Origin of the sequence: Kineococcus gypseus, assembly GCF_050871305.1 — a bacterium.
GTDB lineage: Bacteria > Actinomycetota > Actinomycetes > Actinomycetales > Kineococcaceae > Kineococcus > Kineococcus gypseus.
In genome coordinates, this window is sequence record NZ_JBJLRD010000009.1 from 34,681 (window position 1) to 47,993 (window position 13,313).

A 13,313-nucleotide genomic window follows, 5' to 3' on the forward strand; every position below is an offset into this window, starting at 1 on the left:
GGTGCGGCCGCTGCGGCCCGCGCGCAGCTCGACGCACACGGGGGTCCCACGTGACGAGCACCACCAGGCGCCTGCTGGAGCACCTGGGCACCCGGCCCACCGGCTCGCGCAGCACCGGGGGCACCGGCGGCACCGGTGGCACGGGGCGCGGGTGGCGCCTGGCCCGCCGCGCGTCGGTGGTGGTGCTGTCCTGCTCGGCGGCCGCGGCGGCGGTCGTCGCGGCCGGCGGCGTGCGCCGCGACGTCGGGCCGGTGAGGGCGCGGCTGTCGCTGGCGCTGTCCGCCCGCGGGGGCACGCGGGTCGCCCTGCCCCCCGCGGGGTCGTTGAGGATGGACACCCACGCGGGGCCCTTCGCGCTGCGCGTGGGCGTGGAGGAGGTCGACCTGCCCGCGGCCCGCGGGCTGCTCACCGACGCCGCCGAGCGCGGGCGGCTGGCCGGCGAGGTCGAGGGGGACGTGCGGGCCGCGCTGCGCGCCCTGGTGCTGCGCAGCGCGCTCGTGGCGCTGGGCGCGGGGGCGCTGACGTGCGCGGCGGTCTTCCGCGACGCGCGCGCCGTGGGGGGCGGCAGCGCCGCGGTGCTGGCCGCCCTGGCCGTCGGCGGTGCCGTCACCGCGGGCACCGCCCGCCCGCAGGCGCTCGCGCGGCCCACGGGCACCGGGCCGCTGGCCCGGGTGCCGGACCTGGTGGGCGCGGTGCGCGAGGCGCGCGCCGGTCTCGACACCTACGGCGAGCGGCTGGTGCAGCTGACCTCGAACGCGACCGGGCTGTGGGCGCGCCTGCGGACCCTGACCGAGCCGGCCGGGGAGGGCGCCACGCGGCTGCTGTGGGTCTCCGACGTGCACAACAACGCCGCGGTGCGCCCGCTGGTGCGCTCGCTGGTCGAGCAGTTCGACGTGCGGGCGGTGCTGGACACCGGCGACTCCACCGACCTGGGCACGGACGTGGAGAACGGGCTGCTCGCCCCCCTGGCGGACCTGCCGGTGCCCTACGTGTGGGTCCGCGGCAACCACGACTCCGCCGCGACGCAGGCGTACCTGGCGTCGCTGCCCGGTGTCACGGTCCTCGACGACGGCGCGATCACCGAGGTCGCCGGCCTGCGCGTGGCCGGGACCGGCGACCCGCGCTTCACGCCCGTCAAGCGGGTGGGGGCCGCCCCGGAGCGCGCGGCCCGCGAGCTCGCCCGCGCCGGCGAGCTGCTGGCGCGGGCCGTGCGGGAGTCCCCGGAGCCCGTCGACGTGGCGCTGGTGCACGAGCCGGCGATGGCGCGGCCGCTGCACGGGCTCGTCCCGCTCGTCCTGGACGGGCACGTGCACGAGCGCCGGCACCGCACCGTCCACGGCACCCTGGAGCTGACGCAGGGCTCCTCCGGCGGCGCCGGGCTGCGCGCGCTGGACGGTGGCGAGCCGCTGCCGCTGCAGCTGTCCGTGCTGCACTTCGACCCGGCCACGCGGCGGCTCGTCGCCGTGGACGACGTCACGGTCGAGGGCCTCGGCAGCGAGCGCGTGACCGTCGAGCGGCGCGCGGCCCCCTCCTACGCGCAGCAGGACGCGCAGGAGGGCACGCAGGCGGACGCGCAGCGGGGCGCGGGTCCCGGCTGAGGGGGCGCCCGCACCCCGACCGACCCGGCGGGACCCGTTGACGCCGCCGGGGCCGCGTGATCGGGTGACCGACCGGGGGCGGTCGGCGGGGGACGGGACGGCAGGGGGCTCACGGTGACACCAGCAACGCGCTCCGCACGACGCGGCGGCGGGCACGGCGGGCACGGGGCCGCCACCGGCACCGCGCCGCGCGGCCCGGCGAGGTCCTCGGGCCACCTCGTCGCCCAGCTGTCCGTGCCGCTGCGGCGGCTGCTGCGCACCGAGGCGACCGGCTCGGCCCTGCTGCTGGGTGCGACCGTGCTGGCGCTGGTGTGGGCGAACGTGCCCGGCGGCGGCTACGACGCGCTGTGGCACACCCGGCTCTCGTTCCAGCTCGGCGGGCACGGCGTGGACCTGGACCTGCGGCACTGGGTCAACGACGGGCTGATGGTGTTCTTCTTCTTCATCGTCGGCATGGAGGTGCGCCGGGAGCTGTCGATGGGGGAGCTGACCCAGCGCAGCCGCCTGGCGGTGCCCGCCCTGGCCGCGCTGGCGGGCCTGGCGGTGCCCGCGCTGGTCTACTGGCTCGTCAACGCGGGCGGTCCCGGAGCGCACGGCTGGGGCGTGGCCATGGCCACCGACACCGCGTTCCTGCTCGGCGCCCTGGCGCTGGTGGGCCCGCGCGCCTCCACCCAGCTGCGGGTGTTCCTGCTGTCGATGTCGGTGGTCGACGACATCGGCGCGCTGGCGGCGATCGCGTTCTTCTACTCCAGCGACGTGGACCTGCTCGCGCTGGCGGCCGCGGCCGCGTGCGCGGTGCTGTTCTGGGCGCTGATGCGCGCGCGGGTGTGGCGCGGGCCCTTCTACTTCGTGCTGACGGTGCTGACCTGGCTGGCGATGGAGGCCTCCGGGGTGCACCCGACCATCGCCGGTGTCGTCCTGGGCCTGCTGGTCAGCGCCTACCCCCCGCGCCGGGAGGAGGTGGAGTCGGCCGGGGCGCTGGTGCGCGCCTTCCGCCAGGCCCCGCGGGTGGAGTCCGCGCGCCAGGCGAAGCTGTCGGTGGAGCGCTCCATCTCGCCCAACGAGCGCATCGGCGCGCTGCTGACGCCGTGGAGCGCGTACGTCATCGTGCCGGTGTTCGCGCTGTCCAACGCCGGGGTGCGCTTCAGCGGCGACCTGCTCGTGCGCGCGCTCACCTCCCCGGTGACGATCGGCGTGGTCGCCGGCCTGGTGGGCGGGAAGTTCCTCGGCATCGGGCTGGCCTCGACGCTGGCGGTGCGGCTGCGCCTGGGCGCGCTGCCGCCCGGGGTGGGGCTGCGCGCGGTGTGGGGCGGTGCGGCGCTGAGCGGTCTGGGTTTCACCGTCTCCCTCTTCGTGGCGGACCTGGCCTTCACCGACGAGCGCCTGCGCGAGGAGGCGATGGTCGGGGTGCTGACCGCGGCGCTGCTCTCGGTGCTGCTGGGCACGGCGTGGTTCCAGCTGGCCGGGTTGCGCCGGCGCGTGCCGGCGCGCCCGTCGCTGCTGGACCCGCCGGTGGACCCCGCGCGCGACCACGTGCGCGGGCGCGTGGACGCGCCGCTCACGCTGGTGGAGCACGGCGACTTCGAGTGCCCGTTCTGCGGGCGGGCCACCGGGGTCGTGGAGGAGCTGCGCGCGCTCTTCGGCGACGAGCTGCGCTACGTCTTCCGGCACCTGCCGCTGCCGGACGTGCACCCGCACGCCGAGCTGGCCGCCGAGGCGGCCGAGGCCGCCCACGCCCAGGGCGCCTTCTGGCCCATGCACGACCGGCTCTTCGCCCACCAGGACCAGCTCGACGCGGCGCAGCTGCTCGAGCACGCCGCCGCCCTCGGGCTGGACCTGGGCCGCTTCAGCCGCGACCTGGGCGAGGGCGCCTTCGCCGCCCGGGTGCGCGAGGACGTCGCCGGCGCGGAGGTCAGCGGCGTGCGCGGGACGCCCACGTTCTTCGTCAACGGCGTGCGCCACGAGGGTCCCGGCGACACCGAGGCGCTGGCCGCGGCCCTGCGCGCCGGCGACCCGCGGCGCACCGCGCCCGGCGCCGGCCCCGGCGCCGACCCCGGCACCGCGCCCGGGCCCGCCCCGGCGCCGGTCGCGCCGCAGCCGGCGCCCGCGTCGCTGACGTTCACCCCGCCGGCGTCCCTGCCGGAGGTCGACGCGCTGCACGAGACACCCGAGGACGCCAGCTCGCCGCGGTTGTCGCCCGCGCACGTCGCGCTGCTGCGCCGCGCCGGCCGGCGCCGCCGCGTGGGCGCGGGCGAGGTGCTGGTGCGCGCCGGCGGGCTCGAGTACGACTTCGTCGTCGTCACGGACGGGCGCGTCGGCATCGTCGAGGGACCGGTCGGCGACGGCGCGTTCGACCCGCGGCGGGACCGGCAGGCGCGGGTCGTGGTGGTCTTCGGCCCCGACCGGTTCTTCGGCGGGCTCAACATGCTCAGCGGGCAGCGCCCCAACAGGTCCCTCGTCGCGCTGACCGACGCCGAGGTCGTGGTGCTCACCGTGCAGCAGCTGCGCGCGCTGCTGGCGCGCCAGCCCGAGCTCGGGGAGCTGATCACCCGCGCCTTCCTGGTGCGCCGCGCGTGGCTGATCGGCCGCGCGGACGGCCTGCGCGTGGTCGGCGAGCGCGACTGGCCGGCCAGCGCCGAGCTGGCCCGCCTGCTCGAGCGGGCGGGGGTGCCCTTCGAGTGGCTCGAGCCCGGCTCCGACCCGCAGGGCCGGCGGTTGTGGGAGGACGTGGGCGCGGGTGCCGGGGCGGCGGGCGCCGAGGTGCCCGTCGTGCTGGCCCCCGACGGCCGCGTCCTGCGCGAGCCCACCCTGCAGGAGCTGCGCGCCGGCGTGGAGCGCCCCGCGACGCCGGCGCCGTGACCAGCGGCGCCGTGGCGAGCGGCGCCGGCGGTGCGGCAGGGGTGTGCCGTCCCGCGCCCCGGGCGGTGCGGGCGCCGCGCGGCGGTGCTGCACTGGGCGGTGCCGTGCCCGCCGCGCCCCCTCCTCACGGCGGGCACGGCCCCCGCGCCGCCGAGTCCAGGAGGACCTAGGTCCCGTGCGGGGCGGCCGCGCGGGCGTCCACAGTGGCCCGGGCGCCGCGGTGCGCGGCGGGCGGGGAGGAGGGGTTCCGTGGGGGGCATCGACGTCTTCCTGGCCGACGACCACGCGGTGGTGCGCGCGGGGCTGCGCTCGCTGCTGGAGGCCGACGGCGACGTGCGGGTCGTCGGGGAGGCGGGCACGGCGGCCGAGGCGGTGGCCGGCATCACCGTCCTGCAGCCGGACGTGGCCGTGCTGGACGGCCGGCTGCCGGACGGCTCGGGCGCCGAGGTGTGCCGGCAGGCGCGGATGGTCTCCCCGCGCACCCGGTGCGTGATCCTCACCTCCTACGACGACGACGAGGCGCTGCTGACCTCGGTGCTGGCCGGGGCGGCCGGGTACCTCCTCAAGCAGATCAGGGTCGACGAGCTCAAGCGCTCGATCCGCGCGGTCGCGGCCGGGGGGACGCTGCTGGACGAGCGGGCGGTGGCGCAGGTGCGCCGCAGGCTGCAGGACCCCCTGGCGGCGGACCCGCGCCTGGCGCAGCTGACCGCCCAGGAGCGGCGGGTGCTCACCTTCGTCAGCCAGGGGCTGACGAACCGGCAGATCGCCGGGGAGCTGCACCTGGCGGAGAAGACGGTGAAGAACTACATCACCACCGTGCTGGCGAAGCTGGGCCTGCACAGCCGCACCCAGGCCGCCCTGCTGACCGCCGACTCGCTGCACAGCACCCCCCGGCGCCCCGCCTGACGACGGTGCAGCGCCGCGGAGCCCACCCGTGAGCGAGCGGGGCGTCGTCAGCGTGGGGGTGTGCGACCCGGACAGCTCCGGGGCCGCGCTGCGCTGGGCCGCGCGGGAGGCGTCGCGCCGCCGCGCGCAGCTGCGGGTCCTGCACGCCGTGCACCACGGCCTGCTGCCGGGCACCCCCGAGGAGCACCGGGCGGCGGTCGCCCGCGCCGCCGCCCGCGTGCTGCAGCAGGCGTGCGCCGCGGTGCGCGAGGCCGCCCCCGGGCTGCGGGTGAGCACCCACACGGTGCACGGGCGCGCCCGCGACGTCCTGGCCGGGGCCGCCGCCGGCAGCGACCTGGTGGTCGTGGGCGCGCGCGGCCGCTCGGGCGCGCCCGGGCTCGCGCTGGGCTCCACCAGCGCCGCGCTGGCCGGCACCTGCCCGGTGCCGCTCGTGGTGCTCGCGCACGACCCGGTGCGGGGCGCGTCGGGCGTGCTCGTCGGCGTGGACGGCAGCGCCGACGCGCGCGCGGCGGTGCGCTTCGCCGCGCGGGCGGCCGAGCGGTCCGGGGAGGGGCTGACGGTGCTGCACGCCTGGGACGACCTGGACACCTACCCCGGACTGGCGGTGCACCCGGGACCCGGCGCGGCGAGCCGGCCCGGCGGTCCGTCGACGGCGCCCGGTGGGGGCGGCTCCGCCCCCGGCGACGGGCGGGAGGCCGCGGGGACCGCCGGGCGGGAGGCCGCGGGGACCGCCGGGCCCGTCGTCGCCTGGTTCGCCGGGCGCAGCGCGACACTGCTGGACGAGGCGGTGGAACTGGCCCTCGAGACCTGCCCCGGCGTGCGGGTCCACCCGCTCTCCGTGCGCGCGCCCAGCACCGCCGGCGCGGTGCTGCGCGCTTCCCGCGGTGCGCGGCTGCTCGTGCTGGGCGCTCGCGGGGACCGCCACCCCTCCGCGCGAGCGGTGGCGCCCACCGGTGCCGTCACGCGCGCCCTGCTGCACACCGCCCGCGCACCGGTGGCGGTCGTGGCGGCCGGACCCGCGTAGCCGGCTCCCGCGGGTCGGCCGCGGTGCGAGCGCCTCACGGAGCGGTCTCGGGCGGGCGCGCGCGCAGGTGGTGGTCGGGCGGTGCGCCGGGGTCCTCCCGCAGCCACCGCTCGACGCCGTCGGGGTTGCGCCGGCGCAGTTCCCCCAGCACCAGCGCCGCGGCCGTGGAGGCCTCGGCGCGGGACCGCGCGTCCCCCTGCGCGCAGCGCCGCTGCAACGAGTTCCACTCCTCGCACAGCGCCTCCAGGGTGAGGGCGCCCAGCAGTTCCGGCAGCCCCGCCGTGCCCGGGGCGGTCGGCCCGGCGGGCGGCGGCGCGGCGGCCAGCGCGGCGCGCGCCTGCTCGGGGTGCAGCAGCGCGTGCACCACCAGTGCGCCGCAGGAGGCCGTGACGAAGGCCGCCAGCACCTGACCGGCGCGGCCGAGGCCGTGCACGCCCGCGAGGAAGGGCCCCAGGCCCGCCACGGCGGCGACCAGGGCGAGCACCAGGTGCCGCGGCCGGTCCGCCGCCGTCAGCCCCGGGTCCGCGGCGACCGGCACCACCACCAGCAGCAGCGCCGCCACCGCCGCGGCCAGCAGGACGGTGACCGGTGCGGTCAGGGCCCCGACGGCGACCGCGACGGCGTAGGCGCTCAGCGCCGCCAGGGCGAGGGCGCGGAGCCCGCGCCCGGCACCGCCGCGGTCCCGCGGCGCGCGCGGGACCCGGGCGGAACCCCCGCTGCCCCCGCTCACGACCGCCTCCTCGTCCTTCGAGTTCGAGGGAACATTCCGCGCGCGGGCTCGTCAAGGGCCCTCGTGCCCACCCGCCGGCTCCCCGCCGGTCCTGCGCCGGGTCCCTGCCGGGTTCGTGCCGGACCCCTCGCCGGGTTGCCCGCGGGGCCGTCGCGCAGCGGGACCTTCGGCCCTGCCGACCCCCCTCGCGCCGCAGCAGGGTCGCCCGCGAGCCCGCGGCGGCGACCGGGTCCGCCGCCGGGCCCGGGACGAGGGGGCGGTGCCGGTGGACGCTGCGGTGGGCGACCCGGTGGGCGACCCGGTGGGCGACCCGGTGGGCGACCCGGTGGGCGACCCGGTGGGCACGGTCGTGGTGGGGGTCGACGGGCGTCCCGCGGGGGAGGCGGCCGTCGCCTGGGCGGGTGAGCGCGCCGCCCGCGCCGGCACGGGTCTGGTGCTCGTGCACTGCGTGCCGGAACCGCAGCGCTTCGGCCGGCACGAGCGCGAGGCCGTCGAGCGCCGCGCGCACGAGGTGCTCGCCGCGGCGACCCGGGCCGCCACCTCCGGCAGGCCGGCGGTGCCGGGCGGGTCGGCGGTGCCGGGCGGGTCGGCGGTGACGGGCGCGTTCTCCTGGAGCAGCCCGCGCGAGGCGCTGCTCTCCGCCGCCCGGCACGCCGCCGTGCTCGTCGTGGGAGCCGGCGGCCACGGGCTGGGGTCGACCGCCCGGGACGTGGCCGACCGCGCGCCGTGCCCCGTCGTGCTCGTCCCGGCGCGGTCGCCGGGCGGGCCCGCGCGCGGCGTGGTCGCCGGGTGCGACGGTTCCCCGGGCGCCCAGCACGCCGCCGACCTCGCCGCGGCCGAGGCGGACCTGCTCGGTGAGGAGCTGCTGCTGGTCCGGGTGAGCGCGGTGGAGGACGAGGTGGCCACCTGGCGCCCCTCGGAACTGCTGCGCCGCGCGGAGCTGCTCGGCGAGCGCCGGCGCCGGCAGCTCGAGGACGAGGCCGAGCGCGTGGCGCGGCGGCACCCGGACGTGGAGGTGCGCACCCGCGCGGTGGAGGCCGCCGACGCCGCCGGCGCCCTGCTGGACGCCGCGCGCGGGGCGCGGGTGCTCGTGGTGGGCAGGGGTGGGCACGGCGCGGAGGACCCCGCCCTGCTGGGCTCCACCAGCGAGGACGTGCTGCGCCGCAGCGGCGTGCCCGTGCTCGTCGTCCCGCCGCCCGGGCCGCGCGCCGGGCCCGCTCGCGCCGCGACGGGCGGGCGGGCGGGTGGGCCCGCCGGGGGGTGAGGGGCCCGTCGGCCGGTTCACAGCGCGCGGCGACGTCGTTAGGGTCGGCTTCGACGAGCGGGCAGTGCGGCCGCCGACGGGGTGGTGGTTGCTCGTCGTCCGGGGGGTGACGCCGGTGGCAGGACCGGTCGGCACCGGGGGCCGCGCGGCCGCCCGGGAGGGCGGGCGAGCCGCGCCACCCGGCGAGGACGCCATCGCGTTCCCGCAGATCGCGCGCCTGGAGCTCGACGAGCTGCTCGAGCAGCTCGTCGAGCGGGCGCAGGACGTCCTGCAGACGCAGAGCCGGTTGCGCGGTCTGCTGGAGGCCACCCGCGCCGTGAGCGCGGAGGTGAGCCTGCCGGTGCTGCTGCGCCGCATCACCGAGGTCGCCTGCCGGCTGGTCGGCGCCCGATACGGCGCGCTGGGGGTGATCGGCGGCGACGGGACGCTGGCGCAGTTCCTCGCCGTCGGCGTCGACGAGGGCACGGCCGCCGCGATCGGCCGCCTCCCGCGCGGCGCCGGGCTCCTGGGGCAGCTGATCACCCACCCCGAACCCCTGCGCCTGGTGGACCTCACCCAGCACCCCGCCTCGGCGGGTTTCCCGTCCGGGCACCCGCCGATGCGCGGTTTCCTCGGCGTCCCGGTGCGCGTGCGGGAGAGGGTCTTCGGCAACCTGTACCTCGCGGACAAGGTGGGCGGCGACGGCAGGAGCAGCGAGTTCAGCGCCGACGACGAGGAACTGCTCGTCGCCCTGGCGTCCGCGGCGGGCGTCGCCATCGACAACGCCCGCCTCTACGACGTCGCGCAGCGCCGCCAGCGCTGGCTGGAGGCGTCGGCGGCCATCGTGCGCGAACTGCTCTCGGCGGCCGTGGACCCGTTCGCGCTGATCTGCCGGCGCGCGCGCGAGCTGGCCGGGGCCGACCTCGCCGTGGTGCTGCTGGCCGGGCCCGCCGGCCCGGACGGCCCCGACGGCGGTGACCTGGAGGTGGTCGCCGCCGACGGGCAGGGCGCGGCGGCGCTGCTGGGCACCACCGTTCCGCGCGAGCGCTCGCTGTCGGGGCTGGCGCTGAGCGAGGACCGCGACCTGCTCGTCGAGGACGGCGCCGCCGGCGGGCGCGCCCACGCGGCCCCCGGCGTGCCGCTGGGGCCCGGCGTCCTCGTGCGCGTGCCCCGCGCCGGCGGCGACCGCGCCGGGGTGCTCTCGCTGACCCGCCGCCCCGGCAGCACCCCCTTCGACGCCGCCGACCAGGCGATGGTGGCCGACTTCGCCGGGCACGTGGGCCTGGCGCTGGAGCTGCGCCTGGCGCAGGAGGCGCGCCGGCAGCTGCTCCTGGTCGACGACCGCCAGCGCATCGCCCGCGAGCTGCACGACGACGTCATCCAGCGCCTCTTCGCCGTCGGGCTGACCCTCTCCGCCCGGGCGGCGCGCGAGCGCGACCCGCAGGAGCGCGACGCGCTCGTCGACACGGTCGAGGAGCTCGACGGCACCATCCGCGCCCTGCGCACGGCCATCTTCGAGCTGCGCCGGCGCGACGACGCCGCCACCGGGCTGCGCCAGCAGGTGCTGGCGGTGGCGCACGAGGTGGTGCCCGCGCTGGGCTTCCGCCCCGCGGTGCGCTTCGAGGGCCCCCTGGACACGGTCGTCGACCCCGCCCTCACCGGGGAGGTCGCCACCGTGCTGCGCGAGGCCCTGAGCAACGCGGCCCGCCACGCGCACGCCCACGGCGTCGACGTCGACGTGGGCGTCGGGCCGCAGGGCCTGCGCGTGGCGGTCACCGACGACGGCGCCGGCATGGGCGGGGCCACGCGCCGCAGCGGGCTGGCGAACCTGCGCGAGCGCGCGCGGCGCCGCGGCGGCGAGTGCACCGCCACCTCGCCGCTGACCGCGGAGGGCCGCGGCACCCGCCTGGTGTGGAGCGTGCCGCTGCCGGGGGACGGGTGAGCGGACGCCGGTGCCGCGGGTGCGGGCCCGCCGCGGGGGCCACGTCCTCGGAGCCACCCGCAGCGGGCGGTCCCCCAGCCGGACCGCGCGCGCGGGGGTCGCACCACCGCCCGCACCTCCCGGTGCTCTGCTCGCCGGTGCCCACGCTGCCCGGGCGGGCGGCGCGTCGCGAGGGACGTTCGTCCCCCTACCCGTCCCCCCACCCGTCCCCTCACCGCCACGTCCCGCCGCCCGCCGGGCGTCCGGGGTCCACGGCGAGCCAGTCGCGCTCCCAGGCGCTCGCGCGCCGGCGCTGGACGGCACCGGCGAGCAGCAGGAGCAGCACCAGGTGCGCGCCGGTGAGCAGCACCACCAGCAGGATCCGGCTGGTGACGGCGGCGTCCCGCGCCCGCCAGGGCGTCACCGGCTCGTGGGCCAGCGCGCCGTCGGCCGGGTCGACCCGGAGCAGGACCACGTCCCCGGTCCGCCCGCTGCGGGGGGCGCCCGCGGCGGTCAGCTGCTCGGGGAACACCTCCCGGCGGACGGCCCCGCCCTCCCAGGCGTACGCGACCAGCCACCGCGGTGCGCCCAGGCGGCCCCCCGGGGCCCGGTGGGCGGGCAGCCGCTCCACGTGAGCGGCGACCAGCTCGACCGCGGGCGGGTGGCGGCGGGTGGCGTCGGCGGCGCGCTGACCGGCGGCCGGGGCCGTCAGCAGCGCCCACGCCGACACCGCGAGGAGGGCGGCCAGCAGCACGAGGCGCGCGACGGCCTCCACCAGCAGCGCGCGCGGCAGCAGTGGCGAGCGGTGCCGCGCCGCGCGCAGCACCGCACCGGTGGCGGTGCCCCAGGGGTCGAACCACCGCCGGGGTGGTGCCCCACCCGTCACCACCGCGGTGCGGGCGGGTTCGCGGTCCGGTCCTGGCAGCAAGGCGGTCCTCCTGGTGGGGGTGCGGGCGACGCGGCCGGACGCAGCCTGCGCCGGCCGCCCGGCCGGTACCAGGGACCTCGGTCCCGGACGGCCCGGGGGGCCGGCGGGGTGCCTCACCCGGCCGGCGGCGCTCCCCGGCCCCCCGCGCCCGGTCCCACGCGCTCCTCCAGGCCGGCGACGATCTGCTGCCAGTGCAGCCAGGCCCGGTCGAAGCGGGCGTGGTGGCCGTAGGTGGCGGCGATGTCGAGCAGGGCGTGCGCGAGGTTGTCGGCGGTCAGCTCGTGCCCGTCGCGCACGGCGTCGCGGTAGCGCAGCACGACGTCGGCCTGGCCGGCGCGCGCGGCGCTCTGCTGCTCGTCCAGCGCCCACGAGCCGCTGCGGCAGCGGTCCAGGACGAACGCGGCGATCGCGTCGGCGACGTGCCGGGGCAGCGCGCCGGCGGCCGGGTGCTCGGTCCTCGCCGGGCTCGGGGGCGAGGGTGCGCGCCGCGGGCGCGGCGTCAGCCGCACGAGCGCACGCCGCGCCGGCACGGCTCGTCGACGACCCCGGGGGGCGCGTCCTCGCGCTCGTCCGGGCGCAGCGCGCCCTCCCGCTGGACGAGGCCGAGGCCGGCCCACCGCTCTCCGATGGTCCTCGACCCGTGCACCGTTCAACCATAGGGCGGCTGCGCGCCGCGCGGACGGCGATCGGTCAGGTCCGCGACCCCCCGAGGTGGGCCGGTCGATCGCACCCCGGAGCGGCGGTCCCCCGCGTAACGCCTCGATGTGATGAGCGATGTACCCACCGTGAGGATCCAGGGAGGGCGGGAGCCCGTGCCGGCGCGTCCGGGGGCCGCTGCCGTCGGCGTCGACGGGCGCCGGGCCGCGCACGCGACCGCCAGCGCGCTCATGCTGCTCGGCGCCCTCCTCGCCGTCAGCGCCACCCTGCTCGTGCTCGTGTCGGCGCCCGCGGGCGCCTCCCTGCTGCTGCTGGCCAGCTCCCTGGTGGCCACCGGCTTCACGGCGAGCCTGCTGCTGGGCTGACGCCGCGCCCCGGCGGCGAGCGGGCCGGACCCGGGGACGTTGGTCCCTGCCGGTCCGCCCGGCGCCGGCGCACCCTCGCGGCAGCGCGGCCCTCCCGCGCGCCGGGGCGGCGCCGGACCGCCGCGCGGCACCGCTGGTCGAGGAGCACCGATGGGCGCGGTCGTGGTGGCGGTGGCGGACCGGGACTCGGCGTGGCCGGCGGTGCGCTGGGCCGCGGCGGAGGCGCTCGGGCGCGGGTGCGCGCTGCACCTGGTCCACGTCGGCGAGCACCCCGGCGCCGCCGAGGCGCTCGGGTGGTCGCCCGCCGAGGCGCTGCGGGAGCTCGACGGCGTGGACGAGCGGGTGCTGCAGCAGCTGCGCCGGCAGGCCCTGCACGCCGCGCCCGCGCTGACGGTGTCCACCGAGGTGGTGCACGACCGTCCCCGCCGCGCGCTGCTGCACGCCTCCGGGCGCGCCGAGCTGCTCGTGCTGGGCGCGCGCAGCCACGCGCGGCGCCGTGCCGGTGCGCTGGGGTCGACGGCCCTGTTCCTGACCGCGCACGCCCCGTGCCCGGTCGCCGTGGTGCGCGCGGCGCCCCCCGACGCCGCGCGGGGCGTGGTGGTCGGGCACGACGGCTCCACCGCCGCCGACGCGGCGGTGGGCTTCGCCGCCGCGCTGGCCCGGCGCGACGCCGAGGAGCTGCTGGTCGTGCGCGCCTGGCAGCCGTGCGGCGTGCCCCCGCGCGCCGCGACGCCCCGGGACGTCGAGCGGCGCGCGCTGCAGGGGCTGCACGACGCGCGCCGGGAGCTGGAGGCGGTGGTGCTGCGGCTGGGGCGCGAGCACCCCGGGCTGTTCGTGGAGACCCGGGTGGTGGAGGACCCCTTCGCCTCCGACGCGCTGCTGGACGTCTCCCAGCGGGCGCGGCTCCTCGTGGTCGGCAGCCGCGGGCACGGGGCGTTCGCCTCCGCGCTGCTGGGCTCGACCAGCCACGCCGTCCTCCACGGCGCCGACGTGCCCGTGGTCGTCGTGCCGGACCCGGCGCGCGTGCGCGAGAGCCGCGCGGTGCCCGTGCTGCAGGGGAGCAGCACCGGCGGCCGGTGAGG

12 protein-coding genes are annotated in these 13,313 nt (G+C 79.8%); 8 read left to right on the forward strand and 4 right to left on the reverse strand.

The features are described 5' to 3' along the window. Positions 1 to 50: 50 nt before the first annotated feature. From ACRYMN_RS05010 to ACRYMN_RS05025, 4 genes are all read left to right on the forward strand, one after another. Positions 51 to 1,598, forward strand: a complete 1,548-nt coding sequence (locus tag ACRYMN_RS05010; protein WP_432492607.1) for a metallophosphoesterase family protein — start codon at positions 51 to 53, stop codon at positions 1,596 to 1,598. Positions 1,599 to 1,712: 114 nt separating this feature from the next. Beyond that, the gene (gene nhaA, locus ACRYMN_RS05015) at positions 1,713 to 4,457 is read left to right on the forward strand and encodes a Na+/H+ antiporter NhaA (RefSeq protein WP_432492609.1); all 2,745 of its coding nucleotides are present in this window, start codon (positions 1,713 to 1,715) and stop codon (positions 4,455 to 4,457) included. A gap of 249 nt (positions 4,458 to 4,706) precedes the next feature. After that, entirely contained in the window at positions 4,707 to 5,363 is a 657-nt protein-coding gene (locus ACRYMN_RS05020) for a response regulator (protein WP_432492611.1), read from the forward strand. Positions 5,364 to 5,391: 28 nt separating this feature from the next. Continuing rightward, on the forward strand, positions 5,392 to 6,387 hold the full coding sequence (locus ACRYMN_RS05025; protein ID WP_432492613.1) for a universal stress protein: 996 nt from the start codon (positions 5,392 to 5,394) through the stop codon (positions 6,385 to 6,387). Between the two features lie 34 nt (positions 6,388 to 6,421). Here ACRYMN_RS05025 and ACRYMN_RS05030 read toward each other — a convergent pair whose 3' ends face one another. Further along, positions 6,422 to 7,117 carry a hypothetical protein gene (locus ACRYMN_RS05030; protein ID WP_432492615.1) on the reverse strand — a complete coding sequence of 232 codons (696 nt, stop codon included), beginning with the start codon at positions 7,115 to 7,117 and terminating at the stop codon, positions 6,422 to 6,424. 259 nt (positions 7,118 to 7,376) lie between these two features. Between ACRYMN_RS05030 and ACRYMN_RS05035 the strand changes: the two genes are divergently transcribed. After that, positions 7,377 to 8,381 (forward strand): universal stress protein, encoded by a 1,005-nt coding sequence (locus ACRYMN_RS05035; RefSeq protein WP_432492617.1) that lies wholly within the window; start codon positions 7,377 to 7,379, stop codon positions 8,379 to 8,381. Positions 8,382 to 8,496: 115 nt separating this feature from the next. Continuing rightward, on the forward strand, positions 8,497 to 10,302 hold the full coding sequence (locus tag ACRYMN_RS05040; protein WP_432492619.1) for a sensor histidine kinase: 1,806 nt from the start codon (positions 8,497 to 8,499) through the stop codon (positions 10,300 to 10,302). Between the two features lie 211 nt (positions 10,303 to 10,513). Here the strand turns inward: ACRYMN_RS05040 and ACRYMN_RS05045 are convergent, their stop codons facing one another. The 3 genes from ACRYMN_RS05045 to ACRYMN_RS05055 all read right to left on the reverse strand — a co-directional run bounded on the left by ACRYMN_RS05045 (position 10,514) and on the right by ACRYMN_RS05055 (position 11,855). Further along, complete coding sequence (locus ACRYMN_RS05045) at positions 10,514 to 11,209, reverse strand: hypothetical protein (RefSeq protein WP_432492621.1); 696 nt, start codon at positions 11,207 to 11,209, stop codon at positions 10,514 to 10,516. A 113-nt stretch (positions 11,210 to 11,322) separates the two neighbouring features. Further along, the gene (locus ACRYMN_RS05050) at positions 11,323 to 11,718 is read right to left on the reverse strand and encodes a hypothetical protein (RefSeq protein WP_432492623.1); all 396 of its coding nucleotides are present in this window, start codon (positions 11,716 to 11,718) and stop codon (positions 11,323 to 11,325) included. After that, the gene (locus ACRYMN_RS05055; RefSeq protein ID WP_432492625.1) at positions 11,709 to 11,855 is read right to left on the reverse strand and encodes a hypothetical protein; all 147 of its coding nucleotides are present in this window, start codon (positions 11,853 to 11,855) and stop codon (positions 11,709 to 11,711) included. The genes ACRYMN_RS05050 and ACRYMN_RS05055 overlap by 10 nt, the downstream gene beginning before the upstream one ends. Positions 11,856 to 11,994: 139 nt before the next feature. Here ACRYMN_RS05055 and ACRYMN_RS05060 point away from each other — a divergent pair, with 139 nt between their 5' ends. Together ACRYMN_RS05060 and ACRYMN_RS05065 are read left to right on the forward strand one after the other, a co-directional pair. Continuing rightward, positions 11,995 to 12,231: a hypothetical protein gene (locus tag ACRYMN_RS05060; RefSeq protein ID WP_432492627.1), complete on the forward strand. Its 237-nt coding sequence runs from the start codon at positions 11,995 to 11,997 to the stop codon at positions 12,229 to 12,231. Positions 12,232 to 12,381: 150 nt separating this feature from the next. Then, positions 12,382 to 13,311 carry a universal stress protein gene (locus tag ACRYMN_RS05065; protein ID WP_432492629.1) on the forward strand — a complete coding sequence of 310 codons (930 nt, stop codon included), beginning with the start codon at positions 12,382 to 12,384 and terminating at the stop codon, positions 13,309 to 13,311. Positions 13,312 to 13,313: the final 2 nt, after the last annotated feature.